General features: G+C 43.7%; 13 protein-coding genes and 1 tRNA gene. 10 read left to right on the top strand and 4 right to left on the bottom strand.

What is annotated here, in order from left to right:
* The first annotated feature begins 7 nt into the window (after positions 1–7).
* The 7 genes from astE to ACVBIL_RS05880 all read left to right on the top strand — a co-directional run bounded on the left by astE (position 8) and on the right by ACVBIL_RS05880 (position 8,766).
* Positions 8–1,045, top strand: a complete 1,038-nt coding sequence (gene astE / locus ACVBIL_RS05910) for a succinylglutamate desuccinylase (protein ID WP_447166056.1) — start codon at positions 8–10, stop codon at positions 1,043–1,045.
* Between the two features lie 184 nt (positions 1,046–1,229).
* Positions 1,230–2,408 (top strand): thiamine pyrophosphate-dependent dehydrogenase E1 component subunit alpha, encoded by a 1,179-nt coding sequence (locus ACVBIL_RS05905; protein ID WP_447166055.1) that lies wholly within the window; start codon positions 1,230–1,232, stop codon positions 2,406–2,408.
* A gap of 3 nt (positions 2,409–2,411) precedes the next feature.
* Entirely contained in the window at positions 2,412–3,389 is a 978-nt protein-coding gene (locus tag ACVBIL_RS05900; protein WP_447166054.1) for an alpha-ketoacid dehydrogenase subunit beta, read from the top strand.
* Between the two features lie 9 nt (positions 3,390–3,398).
* Complete coding sequence (locus tag ACVBIL_RS05895) at positions 3,399–5,024, top strand: dihydrolipoyllysine-residue acetyltransferase (RefSeq protein WP_447166053.1); 1,626 nt, start codon at positions 3,399–3,401, stop codon at positions 5,022–5,024.
* 222 nt (positions 5,025–5,246) lie between these two features.
* On the top strand, positions 5,247–6,314 hold the full coding sequence (gene nadA, locus ACVBIL_RS05890; protein WP_447166052.1) for a quinolinate synthase NadA: 1,068 nt from the start codon (positions 5,247–5,249) through the stop codon (positions 6,312–6,314).
* Between the two features lie 186 nt (positions 6,315–6,500).
* Positions 6,501–8,495: a methyl-accepting chemotaxis protein gene (locus tag ACVBIL_RS05885; protein ID WP_447166051.1), complete on the top strand. Its 1,995-nt coding sequence runs from the start codon at positions 6,501–6,503 to the stop codon at positions 8,493–8,495.
* A 181-nt stretch (positions 8,496–8,676) separates the two neighbouring features.
* Positions 8,677–8,766, top strand: a tRNA-Ser gene (locus ACVBIL_RS05880).
* A 182-nt stretch (positions 8,767–8,948) separates the two neighbouring features.
* On the opposite strand, the gene ACVBIL_RS05875 is transcribed toward ACVBIL_RS05880, so the two are convergent.
* Positions 8,949–9,587 carry a sulfotransferase gene (locus tag ACVBIL_RS05875; RefSeq protein ID WP_447166050.1) on the bottom strand — a complete coding sequence of 213 codons (639 nt, stop codon included), beginning with the start codon at positions 9,585–9,587 and terminating at the stop codon, positions 8,949–8,951.
* A gap of 113 nt (positions 9,588–9,700) precedes the next feature.
* Positions 9,701–11,158 carry a cardiolipin synthase gene (cls, locus tag ACVBIL_RS05870; protein WP_447166049.1) on the bottom strand — a complete coding sequence of 486 codons (1,458 nt, stop codon included), beginning with the start codon at positions 11,156–11,158 and terminating at the stop codon, positions 9,701–9,703.
* Positions 11,159–11,328: 170 nt separating this feature from the next.
* Here cls and ACVBIL_RS05865 point away from each other — a divergent pair, with 170 nt between their 5' ends.
* The 3 genes from ACVBIL_RS05865 to ACVBIL_RS05855 all read left to right on the top strand — a co-directional run bounded on the left by ACVBIL_RS05865 (position 11,329) and on the right by ACVBIL_RS05855 (position 16,117).
* Entirely contained in the window at positions 11,329–12,210 is an 882-nt protein-coding gene (locus ACVBIL_RS05865; RefSeq protein ID WP_447166048.1) for an endonuclease/exonuclease/phosphatase family protein, read from the top strand.
* Positions 12,211–12,242: 32 nt separating this feature from the next.
* Positions 12,243–14,186, top strand: coding sequence for a RecQ family ATP-dependent DNA helicase (locus tag ACVBIL_RS05860; protein WP_447166047.1), 1,944 nt, complete (start codon positions 12,243–12,245; stop codon positions 14,184–14,186).
* A 158-nt stretch (positions 14,187–14,344) separates the two neighbouring features.
* A complete protein-coding gene (locus tag ACVBIL_RS05855; protein ID WP_447166046.1) occupies positions 14,345–16,117 on the top strand; it encodes a DUF885 domain-containing protein in 1,773 nt (590 codons plus the stop codon).
* A 121-nt stretch (positions 16,118–16,238) separates the two neighbouring features.
* Here ACVBIL_RS05855 and ACVBIL_RS05850 read toward each other — a convergent pair whose 3' ends face one another.
* Together ACVBIL_RS05850 and ACVBIL_RS05845 are read right to left on the bottom strand one after the other, a co-directional pair.
* Positions 16,239–18,635 (bottom strand): Lon protease family protein, encoded by a 2,397-nt coding sequence (locus tag ACVBIL_RS05850; RefSeq protein ID WP_447166045.1) that lies wholly within the window; start codon positions 18,633–18,635, stop codon positions 16,239–16,241.
* A gap of 378 nt (positions 18,636–19,013) precedes the next feature.
* A complete protein-coding gene (locus ACVBIL_RS05845; RefSeq protein WP_447166044.1) occupies positions 19,014–21,653 on the bottom strand; it encodes a molybdopterin-dependent oxidoreductase in 2,640 nt (879 codons plus the stop codon).
* Between the last annotated feature and the right edge of the window lie 251 nt (positions 21,654–21,904).

Below are 21,904 nucleotides of genomic sequence, written 5' to 3'. Positions count from 1 at the left end.
GTAGTTTGTGTTTCACGATTTGAAACAGTCTAAGGACTTTTTAGCGCTGACCCTGGCACACCCACAACATTTACCTGAGCAGTTTGAATTCGAGCTTGAAAATCAGGTTCGTGTCGAAGTTTGGGACACTGGCGTTATCATGTTTGAGCCGATGAATGCTAAGCACAGCAAAGACATCGTCTTGTCTTGTGCGGTTCACGGAAATGAAACTGCTCCCATTGAACTGTGTAATGATCTAATGACACAGTTACTTAGCAAGAACATCACTTTGCAACAAAGAGTGCTGTTCCTTATTGGTAACCCGCCAGCAATTCATAACGGCACACGCTTTATAGATGAAAATCTCAACAGGTTGTTTAATGGGGCCTATTCTCGCGGTAAAGGATTATGTAACCCAGAGCGCGTGAGAGCGCAGAAGCTTGAACACTATGTAGACAAGTTTTTTGCGTCACAATCTGGTGAGCGCCATAGAATGCATTATGATCTCCATACCGCCATCCGCGCCTCTAAACATGAAAAGTTTGCGATTTATCCTTACCGCGCTAATCGTAAATTTAGCCGCCAGCAAATCATGTTTCTTGAGGCTTGTGGCGTAAACACGATTTTATTCCATCACGAACCGACGACGACCTTTAGTTACTTCTCTTCTGAAAATTATCATGCAGATGCATTTACCATTGAACTGGGTAAAGTATTCCCTATGGGTAAAAATGACATGAGCCGCTTTATTGCGATGAAAGAGATGTTGACGCTATTAATGACAGGGAAAGATCTCAAACTCGCTCCATTTGATATGAAGCGCTTAAACCTGTATCAAGTTTGCCGCTCGGTAAATAAGCACTTCGACGATTTTGAATTCACATTTACCAATGATGCAGAAAACTTCACGGCTTTTCCAAAAGGTTACACGCTGGCTAAAGAAGGCGGTCAGGACGTAAAAATAGAACATGAGTTTGAATCAATCGTATTTCCTAATGCCAAGGTGCCCATAGGACAACGTACGGTATTGATGCTAAAGACTGCAGACGATAGCAATATTGATTAAGGTTTAAATGAATAACCGTGCATGTAAACCAATATATACATGCAAGGAGCTGCTAAGTTGTCGTTTCAATGATGGGAAGTATTGAGAGTTAGTTTACGTTAACGTAATGTTCTTCCCGCGTATTAAAATAGAAAGGTGCTGCTAGTAAGTTGTTTAGCGACACCATCAATAACAAGAGCACATTATGAGCAACGCAACAACGAATGCTGAAACAGTCCATCGCGTGAGCTTTCTAGATAAAGATTCACTGGCGATCCCGATTTTAAAAATTTTACAAGCAGATGGTACCGCTTATGAAAATGCGGTATTACCGGTAATAGACCAAACACTGGCTAGAAGGGTCCACGATACTTGTGTATTCACTCGAGTATTAGATGAGCGTATGTTAGGTGCGCAGCGTCAAGGCCGTATTAGTTTCTACATGACCTGTACCGGTGAAGAAGCGTCAATCATTGGTAGCACAGCGGCCCTAGATGATGGCGACGTTATTTTAGCCCAATATCGTGAACATGCGGCACTGCGTTACCGAGGCTTTACTACTGAACAGTTTATGAATCAAATGTTCAGTAATGAAAAAGACTTTGGTAAAGGCCGTCAAATGCCGATCCATTACGGTAGCCAAGAACTTAACTATCAAACAATTTCATCGCCGCTTGCGACGCAAATCCCGCAAGCAACAGGTGTTGCCTATGCCCTTAAGCGCCAAGGTAAGCGCAACATCGCCATCTGCTATTTTGGTGAAGGCGCAGCTTCTGAAGGCGATTTCCATGCAGGCCTTAATATGGCTGCGGTATTAAACTCTCCGGTTATTTTCTTCTGTCGTAACAATGGTTACGCCATCTCCACGCCAACCGAAGAGCAGTTTAAAGGTAATGGTATCGCCAGTCGTGGCGTTGGCTATGGCATGCATACAATCCGCGTTGACGGCAACGATATGCTGGCAGTACTCGCTGCAACGCAGCAAGCCCGCGCTTATGCATTAGAGAATAATGCGCCGGTATTAATTGAAGCGATGACTTATCGCCTTGGTGCCCATTCATCATCAGATGATCCATCGGGTTACCGCTCTAAAGATGAAGAAGCTAAATGGCAACAACACGATCCGGTTAAGCGTTTTAAATTGTGGATGATTAACAAAGGTTGGATGGACGAGCAACAAGATGCTGACCTGTATGTGAAGTACCGTGAAGAAGTGTTGTCGGAGCTTAAAATCGCTGAAAAAGTGCCGATGCCTCATATCGATACCATAATCGAGGATGTGTACGACAAGCCAACACCTATTCTTGAAAAGCAATTAGCTGAGCTAAAAAAACACCTAAGAAAGTACCCAGAATCCTATCCAAAAAGCGCAGGGAGAGTATAAGCCGTGGCTCAAATGAATATGTTACAGGCCATTAACGAAGCCCTAAGCTCGGAAATGGAAGCGGACGAAACAATGACGGTATTCGGCGAAGATGTCGGACACTTTGGCGGAGTATTTAGAGCAACATCAGGCCTACAAGAAAAGTTTGGCCGTGATCGCTGTTTCAATACACCTTTGACTGAGCAGGGCATTGCAGGTTTTGCCAACGGTCTTGCCTCTAATGGCATGACGGCAGTGGCTGAAATTCAGTTTGCTGATTATATTTTTCCTGCAATCGATCAGATTGTGAATGAAAGTGCCAAATTCAGATACCGTAGTGGTAATGAGTTTGATGTCGGTGGATTGACCTTTAGAACACCTTATGGCGGCGGCATTGCCGGAGGCCATTATCATTCACAATCACCTGAAGCGTATTTTACGCAAACTCCTGGTCTAAAAGTGGTTGTGCCGCGTAACCCAGAGCAAGCTAAAGGCCTATTAATTGCCTCTATTCGCGATAAAAACCCGGTGATCTTCTTCGAACCTAAACGCTTGTATCGCGCATCAGTTGGCGAAGTGCCAGAAGGCGAGCATGTGATTGAACTTGGTAAAGCTGAAGTGGTTAAGCAAGGTACAGACATCACTCTGCTTGGTTGGGGCGCACAGATGGAAATTCTTGAAAATGCAGCTGAAATGGCCGCTAAGAAAGGTATTTCGTGCGAAATTATCGATCTCAGAACATTATCACCATGGGATGCTGAAACGGTTGCTGCGTCAGTAAAAAAGACTGGCCGTTTATTGATTAACCATGAAGCGCCGTTAACCGGTGGTTTTGCCGGAGAGATAGCCGCAACCATCCAAGAAGAGTGTTTTTTATATCTTGAATCACCGATTGCTCGCGTATGTGGCTTAGATACGCCGTATCCTTTGATCCATGAAAAAGAATATATGCCTGACGCGTTAAAGACATTTGAAGCCATCAAAGCTTCGGTTAAATTTTAGGAGTCGGCCATGATTAAAGATTTTATCCTTCCGGATATCGGTGAAGGCGTTGTCGAATGTGAGCTGGTTGAATGGTTAGTTGCCGAGGGTGATAGTGTTGTTGAAGATCAGCCTATTGCCGACGTGATGACAGATAAAGCATTAGTGCAAATTCCTGCACCGAACGCCGGTGTCATCACCAAGCTTCATTATGCTAAAGGCGAAATCGCTAAGGTGCATGCACCGCTTTATTCCGTTGATGTTGCTGAAGAGGAGCACGTTGCAGCGAGTGCTTCTGTTAATGACGCGCCAAGTGCCCATGTAGAAACGATTAGTACTAATCAAGATAGTGCTAATCAAGAAACGATCAATGCAAAGGCAAGCGCGCTAACGCCAGGCGTAACAATCGAAGAGTTCTTATTGCCAGATATTGGTGAGGGAATCGTTGAATGTGAGCTGGTTGAATGGCTAGTTAACGAGGGTGACACGGTCGTTGAGGATCAGCCTATCGCTGATGTGATGACAGATAAAGCATTGGTACAAATACCGGCGATGAAGAACGGTAAGATTGCAAAACTGCATTATCGTAAGGGGCAATTGGCGCGAGTCCATGCACCACTGTTTGCTATTGAAGTTGTATCTGACACAGAAAGTGCAACTGACTCAGAGGCAAGCGAGACGAGTACCGTCGCAGCTAATGCAACAGTCACGAAAAATGAATTCGTGCCACAAGGTAAAGCGTTAGCAAGTCCTGCTGTTAGGCGTTTAGCGCGCAGCCTGGATATTGATATCTCAACGGTTACTGGCTCAGGTAAAAATGGCCGAGTGTACAAAGAAGATGTTGAGCGCCACCAGACTGGTGCGGCTAACGCGTCAACGACTTCTCATTCACAAAGCGCGGTTAACACTGATTTACAAGTATCAGCAAAAAATGAGAACGTTAATCACCATGCTGACCGAGTCGAGCCGATCAAAGGCGTACGCGCGGTCATGGCCAAGATGATGATGGAATCAGTCTCTAGCATTCCGCATTTTACGTATTGCGAAGAGTTTGATTTAACTGATTTAGTTGCTCTGCGCGAAAGCATGAAGAAAAAGTATTCATCAGATGAGGTAAAACTCACTATGATGCCATTCTTTATGAAGTCTATGTCACTGGCACTGGCTCAATTCCCAGACATGAACAGCCGAGTCAATGCTGACTGCACAGAGCAAACGTATCTAGCAAGCCACAACATTGGCATGGCTGTCGACTCAAAAGTAGGGCTGCTCGTTCCTAATGTTAAAGATGTACAAGACAAAACAATTTTGGAAATCGCAGCAGAGATCACGCGTTTAACCACTACAGCACGTAGCGGCAGGGTGTCACCTGCTGATCTTAAAGGCGGCAGCATTTCGATTTCTAATATCGGCGCATTAGGTGGCACGGTGGCAACACCTATCATCAATAAGCCGGAAGTGGCGATTGTCGCACTGGGTAAATTGCAAGTATTGCCCCGTTTTAATGATAAAGGTGAAGTGGAAGCGCGTAAGATCATGCAGGTTAGCTGGTCTGGCGATCATCGGGTGATAGACGGCGGCACCATTGCCCGTTTCTGTAACCTGTGGAAACTCTATTTAGAGCAACCTCAAGAGATGTTATTGGCCATGCGATAACCATAAACAATCGATTTAAAGGCGCTAGTGACAGCGCCTTTTTTATGACTGCTATAGCGTTCGCTTACAGCAGCAGATTATAACTTATGGTGTTTTAACTGATTTTCAGCTAAAAGAGCAACGCTATATTTTTTGTCACTAATCAAAATGAGTATAGTAGTTTTAAATTTGTAAACTATTCCGTATAATTCCGCTAATCTGTTATTGCCCATTGGTTGTACTATGAGCGCGTTAGCCCCAATTATTGAAAATATTGATTATCCTTTTCCGCCTAAGCCGATTCCTTTATCTGATCAAGAAAAAGCTGAATCAAAAGCCAGAATTAAACAGCTTTTAAAAGAAAAAGATGCAGTGTTGGTTGCGCACTATTATACCGACCCTGAAATTCAAGCCTTAGCTGAAGAGACTGGCGGCTGCGTTTCAGACTCATTAGAGATGGCCCGCTTTGGCCGAGATCATCCCGCTAAAACTTTGATTGTTGCTGGCGTTAAGTTTATGGGGGAAACCTCAAAAATCTTAAGCCCAGATAAAACGATTTTAATGCCGACACTTGAGGCGACATGTTCGCTCGATCTTGGCTGCCCAATCGAGACATTCAGCGAGTTTTGTGACGCACACCCTGAGCATACGGTAGTGGTTTACGCTAATACCTCCGCGGCTGTAAAAGCCCGTGCAGACTGGGTTGTAACCTCTAGTATTGCCCTTGAAATTGTTGAGCACTTAGATAGCGAAGGCAAAAAGATTATCTGGGGGCCTGACCGCCACTTAGGTAGCTATATCGCCAAGCAAACTGGCGCAGATATGTTGATGTGGCAGGGCGAATGTATCGTTCATGACGAATTTCAAGCTAAAGCGTTACGTGAACTTAAAAAGTTACATCCAAATGCCGCCGTTTTAGTTCACCCTGAATCACCAGCAAGCGTCGTTGAACTTGCCGATGCAGTGGGCTCGACCAGTCAGTTGATCAAAGCTGCACAAACCATGGATAACGATATGTTTATCGTGGCAACCGATAAAGGTATCTTCTATAAGATGCAACAGGCTGCCCCTAACAAGAGCTTAATCGCGGCACCGACCGGTGGTAATGGCGCAACGTGTAAGAGCTGTGCCCATTGTCCTTGGATGGCCATGAATGGCCTTAAAGCCATTGAAAGTGCGTTAGAGAACAAAGACGCTAGTGACCATGAGATATTCGTTGATGATACATTGCGCCTCGATGCCTTAAAGCCACTGGATAGAATGTTGGACTTCGCGCAGACTTTGAATATGAAAGTCAAAGGCAATGCTTAAAAGATAAACAATGAGTTCAGTCTCTTAGCTATACTTTCGACTGACGTAGAAGTTTGAAAGTTGATCTAGATCAATAAGCCCGTTAATGCGGGCTTATTTTTTGTCGAAAATTAAAAAATTCATTTACCTAAATGACATTTAGACTATGCTAATCTATTAATTAATAACAATTAAATTGAGTTACGGATGAAACTGACTTGGATTGGCAATTTCTCATTAAAACAAAAATTATTCATCGTTATCTTACCGCCACTTATCGCCTCAATTGTGTTTGGCGGACTCTATGCAAAAACTCAATATGAATTGAAGCAGCAACTTACTCAAGTGCTAGTGCTAAGCGAACTTGCTGTTATGAATAGTAACTTGGTGCATGAGCTGCAAAAAGAACGCGGCATGAGCGCCGGTTTTATAGGTTCAAAAGGTCAATCATTTTCAAGCCCGTTACCCCTGCAGCAAAATGCAACTGATCTTCAGCTAAGTAGCTATCAACAATTCCTGAGTGTGCACACCTTGCCGCCTGCATTTTCGAGTCAGATTGAAACTGTACAACTGCTAATCGCGGATATTCCTACCATCCGAAACCGTGTTAGCCAGTTGTCGATTACAGTGGCCGAGGAAGTTGCTTTTTACTCCGAGCTCAACAGACTACTGCTCAGCATTGTCGATTTAACGGCGATTAATGCCGCCAGCCAAGAGATAGCGATACGTTCAGCAGCATTTGCAGCGTATTTACAAATGAAAGAGAGAGCGGGCTTAGAAAGAGCAGTGCTAAGCTCTACTTTTGGTAATGATGGCTTCAAAAATGGGGTATTTAGACGTTTTGTTACCTTAGTCGCCGAGCAGGCAAGCTATCAGGAACGATTTTTAGCCTTAGCAGATAAGTCTAGTCGTACTGACTATGCCGCCTTGCTCAACACAAGTGCGATAAAAGATGTTATTCAATATCGGGAAATTGCATTTAGTGGTTCGGCCCGAGAAATTGCACTACAAAAAGCAGAGCAATGGTTCCATACATCAACCAAAAGAATCGAATTACTGACAGATTTCGAGCATGTGCTATCTAACGATTTACTCGTTACGACAAAGCAGCGTTTATCATCAGCTACAACTAGTTTTTATGGCGTTGTTATAGCCATCGGATTAGCCGCCACCCTAGTGCTATTTTTCTCATTATCAGTGACCCATTATATTCTTAAGAGCGTTTCGAGATTGCATAACTCAGTGACTAAGGCGCGCAAAGATTTTGATTTAAGCATTCGAATCGATCAGCAAAGCAAAGATGAGTTTGGTGAACTCGCCTTGGCATTTAATGGCATGATGACAGACTTTGAGCGCGTGATAAAACATGTAAAAAGCAATTCAAATTCACTTTTACAAGCGGTCGCATTGATGGAGCAGTACTCGACTCAATTACGGACCGATGTCCAGCAAGGGCATGCAGAGGCGGAGCAGGTTGCATCAGCAATGACCGAGATGACTGCGACGGTTAACGAGATAGCAATCAATGCTGTACTAGCCTCAGAAGCATCTACGCATGCCAATATCGAGGCGCAAGAGGGAAATGCAGAAGTTAATCGAACTAGCGAGACAATAAGCGTGCTAGCTCAAGAGATCAGTGATTCTGCGGATGCACTACATCAGCTAGAGCATGATATTCAGGGGATTGTGGCTGTATCTGATGTGATAAGTGGTATAGCAGACCAGACTAATTTGTTGGCGCTGAACGCTGCCATTGAAGCCGCTAGAGCGGGTGAAAGTGGCCGTGGTTTCGCCGTTGTTGCAGATGAAGTCCGAAGCCTTGCTCAGCGGGCGCAAAGTGCTACTGGCGATATTAAGTCGATGACAGAAAGATTACGCAAGGGCGCAAATGTTGCAGTAGTGGCTATGGAGCGTGGTACTGCACAAACCCGTGAAAGTGTGTCGGAATCAAAACGCGCAAGTAATGAGCTCGAAAAAATTGTTAATCATATCGGTGTGATTGAAAGTATGAACGAGCAGATCGCAGCGTCGACCCATGAACAATCTGCAGTAGCGGAAGAAGTGAATCAAAACGCACTAAAGATCAGTGAGATATATCAGAAAACTCATACGATTGCTGACCATCTCAGCAATCTTACAGATAAACTGGTAGAAGACACTAGCGAGATGTCTAAAGAGGTCAAAAGATTCAAAATCAGTTGATACTTTAAGCAAACCCCATTTAAATGGTGAACAATTACCCAAACGTTTGAGAACATAGCTATTTGTCTTGACGCAATAGAGGCTTTTCAGTAAAGTACCGCTCCGTTGCTTAGCAAAAAACTGTTGTACAGTTTGATAGTTAGGTTGCCGTGGTGCTTAAACACGTAAAAGATATTGCATCGGTGAGCTGGCTGAGTGGCTTAAGGCGCACGCCTGGAAAGTGTGTTTAGGTTTATCCCTAACGAGAGTTCGAATCTCTCGCTCACCGCCATATTAGAAAAGCCCGTTATCGCAAGATAACGGGCTTTTTGCTGTCTGAAATTAATTCTTTGTCCGTTATCGCTCGCCAATAAAGATGCACACATTCTGTGGCTCTGACAATGCTAGTCGTTCACTCTATAAGCTTCTGTAGGACAGTGCTGCAAGGACTGTTTGCAGCACTGTCACGTACTGTTATCTTTTGGCTGCGTACTCAAAAAACTTTCTGTGTTCCGGCCCAGCGCTATTGGCATTCACTTTATTCGGATGCTTATGCTCGCTCCAACAAGCCACTTTTTTACCTATATTTAAATGGGGGAATGTGGGCGTACCTTCAAACTGAATATCGAGAAAAGTGAGTAGTTTCATCAAACTCTGTGCATCGCTCACATTGATACGAATAAGGTCGTCACGGTTTTTGAAATAGCTAACAACTTGCTGCTCATGGCGGCGGTAACACATTTCTAAGTGCGTAGGGTCATCGGGTACATTCGTTACTGCCAAATCGAAGGTATCATTAAAAGTGCGCTTGAGTATTGGGTTAAACGTACCGGTTTTGAGATCCAGTTGCGCCTTCATTTTATTGACCAGCATTTGCATCGAAGGGACCCAGAGCGATAAATCACGCTCAAGATAAACAAACTTAGCGCCAGGAAATAGCTTGTCTAACTGTGGGTAATCACAAAAACAAGGCGAGTCAGATATGATGTCGGCGAGATAAAAAGCGTGTTTGGTATAAGCCGTGTGAGCAACTTTATAGCCATAATCTAACATAGCAACACTGATACTCGTTGTACCAGTGCGCGGCAGACCGATAATAAAAACCTTATTCATAGGATTCCAGATAATGCTTAACAACAAATGGTTCTCACCCTAGGAGCTGAACCATTCAATTTTATTCAAAGCAAAGTGTTATCGATGCTTAACGTAAAACGCATTGTAATAAATTACAGTAAAGGACTAAAAAGATAGAAGATACGTTCTGCTGTGCGGCTTGCAAGTGAGCGTTTTTTCCATTCTTCAAAAGCGATCATATCAGCATCCTTTAAGTAGTCTTGCTGGACTTGCTCTAGCTTTTGCGTAAAGTCCAAATTATCAACCGCGAGTGTCACTTCAAAATTGAGCCACAGGCTGCGCATATCCCAGTTAACCGTCCCGATTAGGCAATGGTTACTGTCAATCACCACAGACTTTGTATGCAGTAAGCCGCCTTTAAAGCGATGAATGTTTACCCCAGCCTCCAACAACTCACTAAAAAAGGCACGACTAGCCCACTCAACCATCAAAGAGTCATTTTTATCCGGAACGATGATATCGACTTTAACATTACGCTGAGCGGCAATAATGAGCGCCATATGCAGGTTATCACTAGGAACAAAGTAGGGCGTGGTGATAACGATACTGTTTTGCGCCTGATAAATGCTTTGAAGTAGCACGCGGTGAATAACTTCTTCACGCATACCAGGGCCTGATGGAATCACTTGCACTAAATCCGTGATCTCGCTGTCTTCATGGGATAAACATTTCGGCTGCTCAGGAAGAAAACGTTCATTGGTTTCAACTTCCCAGTCCCAAGCATGAATACTATTAAGCACAGGTACTGAGGTGCCGGTGATCCTAACCATCACATCAATCCATTGACCAACGCCAGCATCTTGATTGAAAAACTGAGGGTCAACTAAATTCATAGAACCTGTATAAGCAATGTGATTATCGATAACCACGATCTTACGATGCAAGCGCAGATCTAAGCGCCTAAAGAACATTCGAAAAGGTGATACCTCAAGGGCGCTAACCACTTGTACACCGCTTTGCTTCAATAACTTGGGCCACTGGCTTTTGAAAAATTGTCGACTACCAGCAGCGTCGAGTAATAAACGAACCTTTACGCCGCGTTGTGCACTTTTGATAAGCGCATCGGCAACATCATCAGCTCTACCACCTGGATGCCAAATATAGAACTCAAGGAGAATGGTTTCAGTGGCTTGTTCTATATCTTCAATGAGATAATCTAGGATCTGATAGGTTTCACTGCATAAGGTTAACTGGTTATCTGCTAATGCTGGGATCCCCACTTGTTTCTCACAAATCGCACTAATTGATTGCCCGTAGAGACTAGCAACATGGGGACGGTACTGCCGGTATTCATAGAGCTTTTTAAACCATTCACCATAAGGTTTGAACATGAGTTCTGCGCGTACCGCTCTTTTCTTGCCTAAATTAAGTTCACCAAATAGCAAGTACGCAAAAGCTCCACCCAAAGGCACAATATAGATAATCATTAACCAGGCGAGAGAGACACCTATGGTTCGTCTTTTGGCGACGACACGAATGCTGATCCCGGCAATAATTAACCAGTATAAAAAGACCCCAGCTATAGTTAATAGCTGATAAAACTCATACATATTGTGTTTGATAATTTTATCCTTAGTCGCTTAACAGCAAGCGTGATAAGCCTTTGAAGATAAGCGTGAGCAATTAATCGCGATTTAGAATGAATATGTGATTAACGTTAAGAAGCTATTATAATGAAAAGATTACTTTAAATCTAAGAACAGAGCTGAATAAGTCCATTATGGCGAAAATTATCCGAAAAGTTATTTTTTTAGCGCTTATTGCTGCTGTTGGCGTATCCCTTTATGTTTATGACGCATCGGTTATACCTGCAGACGATATACTCGTCACCAACGACAGTACATCTAGCATCCAGGCTCAGTGCATGACACACCCAACCAAAGAGTCACTTGATCGGTTTGGAAAGCTCAATATCACCACTTGGAATCTTTATAAACAGAAAAGTTATGGCTGGGAGGAGACGTTAAAGCAACTCGCTGAACGTTCAGATCTGCTTTTGCTCCAAGAGGCTCAGTTATCTAAAGAACTCGGCGCTTTCGTTGAAACGCAGCAACTGTCAATGCTACTGGCACAGGCATTTAGGTTTGACGGCGAGCCTATTGGGGTGATGAACTTAACACGAGAGCCAGCTCTTAGCAGCTGTGTGTTTCGAAAAGCTGAGCCCCATATTAACTTTCCAAAATCGATGTTGGTTTCTTATTATTTACTGTCAGATCAGAGCCAACTTTTGGTGGTTAATATTCACAGTATTAATTTTACTATCGGTCTAGAAGAGTACCAAGGTCAGTTGAGGATTGCAGAAGAAGCACTGCAAGATCATCAAGGCCCAGTTATTTTTGCTGGAGACATGAATACTTGGAGTGACACCAGAGTTGATACGGTTAAGCAACTGGCAAAACGCACAGGCTTAATCGAGGTCATTCCAGATGTTGACTCTAGAACCACGATTCTGGGTCATCAGCTTGATCATATCTTTTATCGAGACTTAGAGTTAGTTAAGGCCGAATCAATCATCACTTCTAGCTCTGATCATAATCCGGTCAAAGCCTATTTTAGACTAGAGAAAAAACGCCCGCATAATAGCGTTACTACAATTAAATAGTCATCACATTACAAGTTAATACAGGATTTTATATGGATAACGCATTGGCGTTACTTAATCGCTATTTTGGTTTTAGTGAGTTTAGATTGGGGCAAGGCGATGTTATTAACAACGTATTGAATGGACAAAGTGCAGCGGCGATCTTTCCAACTGGGTCAGGTAAATCTCTGTGTTATCAATTGCCTGCTCTCGCTTTACCGCATCTAACACTTGTGGTTTCACCACTGCTAGCACTGATGGACGATCAACTACAGTTCCTTAATAGTAAAGGGATCCCTGCAGCGTCCATAGACTCGACTCAGACTAATGAGCAGTCCAGTGCGGTTATACAAGGCGTCACAGACGGGCGGATAAAAATCTTAATGATTTCGGTTGAACGCCTCAACAATGAACGTTTCAGGCGTTTTATCTCGTCGGTTCCTATATCGCTTCTAGTGATCGACGAGGCTCACTGTATTTCGGAGTGGGGCCACAACTTTAGACCTGACTACCTTAAACTTCCCGCTTATCAAAAACAGCTAAATATCCCACAAGTGCTGTTGTTAACCGCCACGGCAACCCCGAAAGTGATCGAGGATATGGGAAGTAAGTTCGGCATCGAGCAGCAATGCATAACCCTAACAGGCTTTTATCGCGCTAACTTAAATTTATATGCGGTAGGGATCAGTACACAAGATAAGATTAATTATTTAAGTCACTGGCTCGAGCAAAGGCAGAATCAGCTCCAAAACCAGAGTGGTATTGTTTACGTTACCTTACAACACACAGCGGAGATCGTCGCTAAAGCGCTAGTCAATCGTGGCTTTGCAGCCGTTGCCTATCATGCAGGCATGGATAGCGACAAGCGAAAAGCCATACAAAGTCAGTTTATGGCCGGTGAGATCCCAATCATTGTGGCGACGATTGCGTTTGGTATGGGGATCGATAAAAGTGATATTCGTTTTGTCGCCCATTATGACTTACCCAAATCAATCGAAAATTACGCCCAAGAGATTGGCCGAGCCGGTCGAGATGGATTAAGTTCCGATTGTTTAGTGCTCGCCAATCGCGACAATCTGAACGTTCTTGAGAACTTTGTTTATGGCGATACACCCGAACCTAGTGCAATCAAATTTGTCTTAGATGAAATTACTCAGGCGTCACAAACGGGAACCCAGTGGGAGTTGATGCTTAACCAGCTGTCAACGGCATCCAATATTCGTGCGCTAAGTTTAAAAACCTTATTAGTGTATTTAGAAATGCTACGGGTCATTAAGCCTAAATACAGTTATTTTGCCGATTACCGCTTCAAGCTATTATGTCCGTTAGAACAGATTATGGCGAACTTCGATCCGCAGCGACAAGCTTTTGTGAGTGCGGTGATAGACAGCTCTGATAAAGCAAAGATTTGGTACAGTGCCAACTTTAATACGCTAGAGCAAGAGTTACCTGACAGCCGAGATAGAGCGATTAAAGCGTTAGATTACTTACATCAAAAGCAGCTTATTGAACTGCAAAGTAAACAACTGACCCAAGTGTATGATATCTATAGCGCCAATATAAATGACTCGCTAGCGGCGCGATTATTTGAACGTTTTAGCATGAAAGAGCAAAGTGAGATCACTAGGATCAATCAGTTAGTCGACTTTTTTGACAGTGAAGAGTGTTTAAGTTTACAGCTTGCGCAATACTTTGCCGATCCACACTTAACGGCACCTTGCGGGCACTGCAGTGTATGTTTAGGCCAACCGGCTAAGTTACCTGTACCTCAACCACTAAAACCATTAACTGAATTCTACTTTAATGATGTGTGCCGCGAAGCCATCGACAAGTTAGCCCGTCATGTCTCGCCAGTGCTGTTAAGTCGGTTTTTATGCGGCTTGACTACGCCGATATTCACCAAGTTAAAATTGCGTCAATTAAAAGGATTCGCTCAGTTTGAACAGTACCGTTTTGCCGACGTATTAACTTGGGTAGAAGCTAACCTAAATCACTAAAACATAGGCGTCTGGCGCTATCAGTTTGATAACGTTTGTTGTGTAACAAAGGTTGTCAAACTGAGTATAGTTACTGAAAAAATGTAGAGAACATGATTAACTAAGGCGTTTTTAAAAGTGGCATTAGACCACGAGCTAACAAATTAAGGGAATACACCATGAAAAAAGCCGCACTGCCTTTGGCTATCGCGTTGTCTTTTATTGGCCTAACAGCCTGTCAAAGCCCGACTGCAACCGAACAAGCCGCTGTTGAGGTAACCGATCAAAATCTCGCCTTTGGTCAATTTAGTCAAAATTTTATTGATGCATTATGGATTGAGTCGCCAACATGGGCGCTATATAGCGGTTTTCATAAATATGACGGTGTATTAAAAGTCCCTAACAGCGAAACTCGCGCAGCAAGCCTTGCCTTTATCCAAACCCAACAAGCCGCTCTTGCTCAGTTTAATCCCAAAGTGATGACCCCAGCCACACTGACGGATTATCGCCTTATCGAAAACTTACTTGCCGAAATGAAGTGGAATATGGACACCTTCAAGTCATGGCAGTGGAACCCTGCGAGTTATAATGTCTCGGGTGGATTTGCACAGATTATTAATGAAGATTTTGCGCCACTCAGTCAGCGTTTGCGCTCAGTATTAGCGAGAATGGAGAATGTTCCAGCCTATTACGCTGCGGCGAGGGACAACATCCAAGATCCAACCATTGAGCATACTCAGCTCGCCATCATGCAAAACCAAGGTGCTTTCTCTGTCTTTTCTAATGATTTGCTCGATCAGGTACTACAGTCTGATCTGACCAACGAAGAAAAAGCCTTGTTCGCTAATCGTTTTAATAAAGTCACCATGGCGATTAATGAACATATTGATTGGTTAACGGCTTTAGAGGCAAAGCTTGAAAAAGAAGGGGCGAGAAGCTTCCGCATCGGCGAGGAACTCTACGAGCAAAAGTTCGGCTACGATATCCAGGCGGGTATGTCAGGCAAAGCCTTATATAACAAAGCGGTAAACGATAAAAATCGTGTACAGGCTGAAATGGCTAAGATTACCAAACAGCTCTGGGGAAAGTACTTTGACACCCCGATCCCAGAAGATGACAAAGTCGCCATTAAACAACTTATCAATAAGCTGTCTGCAAAACATGTTAAGCGTCAGGATTTTGTTGACGAAGTCCGAACACAGATCCCTGAGTTAATTGCATTTGTTAACGAGAAAAATCTGATTACTCTAGATCCTAATAAGCCATTAGTTGTGCGTGAAACGCCTGCTTATATGCGCGGCTATGCCGGTGCATCGATCAGTGCTCCAGGTCCGTATGAAAAGTCGGGTAACACCTATTATAACGTAACGCCCCTTGACGGCATGAGCGATGAGTCGGCAGAAAGTTACCTGCGCGAATATAACCACTGGATTTTGCAAGTGCTCAATATTCATGAAGCAATCCCAGGCCATTACACTCAGCTGGTGTATTCTAATGAATCGCCTAGTCTAGTGAAAAGCTTGTTTGGTAACGGCGCTATGGTTGAAGGGTGGGCGGTTTACACCGAACGCATGATGCTTGAAGAAGGCTATGGCGACTTTGAACCTGAAATGTGGTTGATGTATTACAAATGGAATTTACGCGTCATATGTAACACCATCTTAGATTACAGCATTCAAGTTAACGGCATGACTGAAGAGCAAGCGTTAGATCTGATGATGAACGAAGCGTTCCAACAACAAGCGGAAGCCGAAGGCAAGTGGCGCAGGGCAACACTTAGCCAAGTTCAGCTTACTAGCTATTATTCGGGCTACCGTGAGATCTATGACTTCAGAGAAGAGTACAAAACCTTAAAAGGTGACGACTTTGACTTGAAAGCCTTTCATGAGGAGTTTTTAAGTTATGGCAGTGCGCCGGTAAAGTATATCCGTGAGCTGATGTTAACTAAGTAACGCCTTATAGAAAAATCAAAGCCAGTAGCATCGGCTACTGGCTTATTATTTTTGCACTGTTTCTTTTGGCACGCCCTTTTTAAACCGTCTCGTCCTAGAGTGTGTTAACACATTTACGCGGCTAGCTTTTTGACTCTTTATCATGCAACTGGCGTAACTCGCTCAATCTTGCCTGAGCCAAACCTAAAATACTGCCCTTAGTATATTCCCCTTTCTTACTGACAGTCCCCACCTTAATATCAGTCAGTAATTCAATAGCTTGATTAACATGACTGATTGCCCATATGTGGAATTTACCTTTTTCAACGGCCTCCACAATATCTCGGCGAAGCATTAAATTATGGATATTTGATTGCGGGATGATAACGCCTTGGCTATTTTTACGACCTTTAATTTTGCACACATCAAAGAAGCCTTCAATTTTTTCGTTAACACCGCCAATAGGTTGAGCCTCACCAAACTGGTTCATAGAACCGGTTATAGCGATATCTTGGCGCAGTGCAACACCAGAGAACGACGATAACATAGCGCACAATTCAGCCATGGTTGCACTGTCGCCGTCTACGCCACCATAAGATTGCTCGAAGGTTAAATGGGTAGACAGCGGTATTTTATCTGTCTTGCCCAAAATTGAGGCGATATAGGCAGTTAAAATCATCACGCCTTTCGAGTGAATGCTGCCACTGAGTTCAACACTACGTTCAATATCAAATACACGGCCTTTACCAAAGGAGGTCGTTGCGGTGATCCTGCTCGGGGCGCCAAATTGATAATCCGTGGTCGACATAACCGATAAGCCATTCACCTGACCGACCGTTGTCCCTTGAATATCGATTAAGGTAGTGCCATTGACAAAGCTTTGCATATAGTCATCTTTGGCGCGGCAAATACGTTTCTCTTTATTTGCTAACGCTTGCTCGACATGGTTTACCCTGATCATGTTTGAACTGACTGCACGGGCGCAATAATTGGCTTCTCGTAAAAGATTGGCAATATCGACAGAATGCAGCGACAACATGTTTTGATCGTCAGCTTGTCTAGAGCTGAACTCAATAACACGGCCGATAGCTTTCTTATCACAGTGCAACATTTTATTACTGTGTACTATGCTCGAAATAAACTGAGCGTAATGGGACTCGGACTCATCACTTCGTGGCATTCTATCTTCAAAATCAGCCGTAACTCTAAACAGCTCAGTGAACTCAGCATCATATTGCTGCAGTAACTTATACGTGGCAAAGTCACCAAATAAGATGATTTTCACATCAAGCGGAATCGCCTCAGGATCAAGAGAGATAGTGCCCGATAGCGTGACTTCACGCTCAAGCGAGGTCAAACTCAACTTACGAGAACGTAGGGCTCTTTTCAGCCCATCCCACACATAAGGATGCTCAAGCACTTTAACAGCATCAATCATCAGTACGCCGCCATTTGCTTTATGTAAGCTACCAGGGCGTATTAATGAGAAATCAGTAAAAACCGTACCTTTGTAGGTCGCACTTTCCACATAACCAAAGATGGTGTGATAGTTGGGGGTCTCCTCAACTATGATGGGTTGCATTTGCGACGCTTGCGACACCAGCACGTTAATCTGATAACGTCTTGGCATTTTTTTGCTCATAGAAGCGTAGGCGAGGGCAGCTTGTTCTTCGCTTTCTTCTAGGAAAATATCTAAATTATCAAGAATGTCTTTATGCATCGCCTTGATATAGGCTTTAACGTTTGCCTGCTCTTTATATTGTTCTTTAAGGGCCGTTAACGCGTGGACTAGCACCTCTTCGGCGACTTCCTCGTCATGCTTTTGTTGTTTTTCGGAATACTCTTCTTCCCACACGGTGATCTGCCTAACGATGCCACGGAGCTGTGCCTCAAGGTTAGAGATGGCGCCTTGCATCAAATCCTGTTCTTTTTGCGACAGCGCTAAATAGGTTTCTTCGGTATGAGGTTCTTCGCCGTTGAGCGCCACCAGCTCATAGTTACCTTGGGGTGAAATTGAAAGAGCAACCGAATGCTTCTTTGCATCCTCCGTTAAGGTGAGTAGGGCTTCTTCTTGCTTTGCGGTCAGCTGATTTTTTAACTTATCGGCACGGGTGTAGTACATCTCGTTGTCAAAGGCTAAAGGCAACGACTTAAGCAACTTAGACATCAGTTTTTCAATGTCTTTTTTAAAGTTCAAGCCCATGCCCGCTGGCAGCTTTAACACTTTTGGACTGCGCGTATCGTCAAAATTTACCACATAACACCAGTCGTATAGTGTACGGCCATTTGAGTTTGGAGCCTGACGATTAAGGTGGCGTAAAACCATGGTGCGTTTACCTAGGCCATTTCGACCTAGCGCGTAAATATTGTAGCCTTTTTCTTTCATTGAAAGTGCAAACTCAACGGCTTGTTGCGCGCGAGCTTGGCCGACAATCTCATCTAACGGTTCTAAGTGTTTTGTCGATTTGCAGTCTGAAGAGAGCTTGTTTAGCGTCGATGCGCGATAAAGCTTGGTACTGCTGAGAGGTTTTATTGGCATAATACGTCCTTTTAATGACGGTCAATAATTTTACTGTATACAGTTAGATAACAGATTTCTGCATTTATTTGCCGTTAGGATGATTATTAACCAGAAAATAGCTTTGAGTGCCTAATAAATAGACATAATGGTTTTGTTTATGCTTTTGTAGTGACATCTGTCGACGGCATACCCTTAAAATATATGAGGATTTCAATGACTTTTCTCATTAGTGATAGTTAAACCTATTGCTAAATCATCCTGCGCATGGATAAAAGCCCTCTAGGTGTGAAGAGGGCTTGTCATTCATTTAAGCGTATTTATCGAGAAAGACTGCGTCATCAAGATATGAGCGAGACTAACCAAAATCGCGACATACAAATATAAGCAACAACAGATCTACTGTTTAGCATGTTGTTTCAAAAATTTGAGTACCTCAGCCTGTTCATCTGCATTTAACCCCGCTCTTGGGAACATACTACGAGTAATACCTAACCACTGTTTATAACTATGATCTGCAGGGTTTGGTGCCGCATGACACATGGTGCATGCATGGTAGAAGATCTTTTCTCCTTTACTCTGGGTTTGCTGTTTGACGACCTTTATCGATTTAAGGGCCGCTGCGAGTCCCAAGCTTTTTATATCGAAAGGCGTTGTTGGTGTTTCAATTTTGGGAGGCTGGTAAGCTTTATTCGGTGACTCAGGATCTAAACACTTTTTAAAGGCCGCCAAACAGGTATTCGCACTCGTGCCTTGGCTTAAGCCACTTGATGGACGAGCGGAGGTTAGCATGTTTATCGAGCCAGAATTACAGCGGCCTTTGTTATCTAATTGCAGCCAAGCCCCTTCATGGATATAAATAACCCTCGGCATAACATTGTCGGCTATCTTCGCCCCTGCTAACAACGTACCGCGCTCATTGTACACTTCAATCAAGTCTCCATCTTTAATGCCACGATGCGCAGCATCGTCTTTATTCATTGACGCAAATTGACGACCATCCACAGACTCATAGCTATTAACATCAGCATTTGCCATTTGAGAATGTAGACGCATCCATGGGTGTGGACTCAATACATGAACTTGATCGGGTTTGGCATTCCCCAGCCATTCGGCAGGAGGGATCCATTCCGGCATAGGCGGGCAGTCTGGCAAATTGTATGATTCAATCTGCTCACAATAAAGCTCAATTTTACCTGATGGCGTGTGCAGTGGATGTTTTACCGGGTCGAGGTAAAAATCACGATGTCGAACCCAGTCAGTTGCGGCTTTGGGTGTGCTGAGATGGGTAACGCCTTTAAGCCAGAAACTATCAAAGCTATCGCTCGCATCAGACGATGCATAAGCATCTTTAAGATGCTGCATAAATGTCTTACCTTGAGTGAATTCCTGCTGGACATTAAATATTTTTGCTAATGCAGAGAATATTTCATAGTCATTCCAACTTTCACCCACGGGCTCAAGTACCTGCTTCATGGCGTAGATCTTGTTGTTGGAATAAGTGCCACCAGAGCTAATATCATTGCGTTCAAGCGTTGTCGTACTTGGCAGTACAATATCGGCATAAACTGAGGAGGCGCACCACCAAGGATCTTGATTAATGATGGTTTCAACATTGTTATTTAGGGCTTGAATTAATTCGTTGGTATTTTGCTGATGAGACAGTAAATTATTACCTGCATTATAGATTAGCTTAGCGTTCGGGAATGTCAGGGTTTGGCCATTACGAGTGTAGTTGCTGCCAGGGTTATTCAACATTTCAGAGATCAATACTACAGGGCATCGCGCTGTGATAGGATTTCGGCCTTGAGATAAACCCGCGGGCATCTTTTTACCGGACTGCGGCATGCCACCATTACCATAATGCCAGCTAAAACCCGCTCCTTCGCCCGGTTTACCGATTTTGCCCGCCATAGCGGCAAAGTTAATAATAGCCCAGTGGATCATCTCGCCATGTTGCGCTCGCTGTAGTGACCATCCCGCACAGATCTGTGTGCGCTTTTTGACGACCTCTTCAGCTAATTTACGAATTTTCTCAGCACTTACACCGGTAATCGCTTCAGCCCACTCGGGGTTTTTTGGCGTGTTGTCATTAGTGCCTTTTAGGTAATCAAGGTATTGCTTAAAGCCGACCGTATATTTATCTAGATACGCTTTATCATACAAATCAGATTGGTAAATATGAAAGGACATCGCGGTAAACAGTGCGACATCGGTGTTGGGGCGAATATTGATCATCTCGCTACCCATAGCTTTGTCTGTTTGAGTTTGTTGAGGGTTTATAGATACAAACTCAATCCCTTTTTTCGCAAAGGCTTGCCAATGTTTGTGCATAGCATGATCAGCCACCCTAAACTCAATTCTATTCGTTTTATAGGGATCACAGCCAACTAATAACATCAGCTCTGTATTGTCTTCAATCACTTGCCATGCAGTTTGAGGGGAATACACCTCCATATCGCCTATGATATGCGGCAATATCACTTCCGATGCGCCAGCGCTGTAGTCACCGCTACAAGCACTTTGTCCGCCAATTAGATTGAAAAAGCGACCTTGTAAGGTTTGTGGACGCATTAAACCTGCATGGGACCATCCGCCGTAAGATGAGCTGAAAATAGCTTGGTTACCGTGTTTGGCTATCGTATTGGCAATCGCGGCGCTGACCATGGCCATCGCTGTGTTCCAGTCAACCCGTACAAAAGGCTCTTTTCCTCTAAGGTGTGGCTTATGATCGCCTAAAGGGTTCTCAAAGTAGGATTTACGCACCATAGGGTATTTTACCCTGGTGTCGCTGTACGTTCGGCTTAAGATCCCCTCTAACAACATCTTTGTCGGGAAGGGGTCAATATCTTTCAATGGCTGTACGCCTATCAAAACACCCTCTTTGACGATGGCGTTAAAGGGGCCGTAATGGCTGGCATGGGGAATAGTTTGCGTATCGGCTGCAAATACTTTTCCGGCAGGAAACAAGGTAAGCCCTTGCGCTGCAACTGCGCTTGCGAGTGCAGATTTAATGAAGTCACGTCTTGTTAATGTCATATCAGTCAGGCTCTCTTTTTATGGAGGTTGCAGAAGAATATGCTATTGGTTATGGTTCATACGGGTTGATTTGACAAGTCTTGCGCATTAAATATTACTATAACTTCCAATGTCTTTGCCCTATGTCAATAATCCTAGAACTTTCAGAAGACCTTAAATTAATTTATGTTAACCCCATTAACGCTAAACCATTAACTCTTAACGTAAACAGTCAAGAGTTAATGGTTAGAGATCATCAATAGAGTGAAGCT

This window comes from Shewanella sp. 125m-7 (assembly GCF_052977045.1).
Note: the sequence above shows the minus strand (reverse complement) of the source record. Positions and strands in the feature narration are given on the sequence as shown.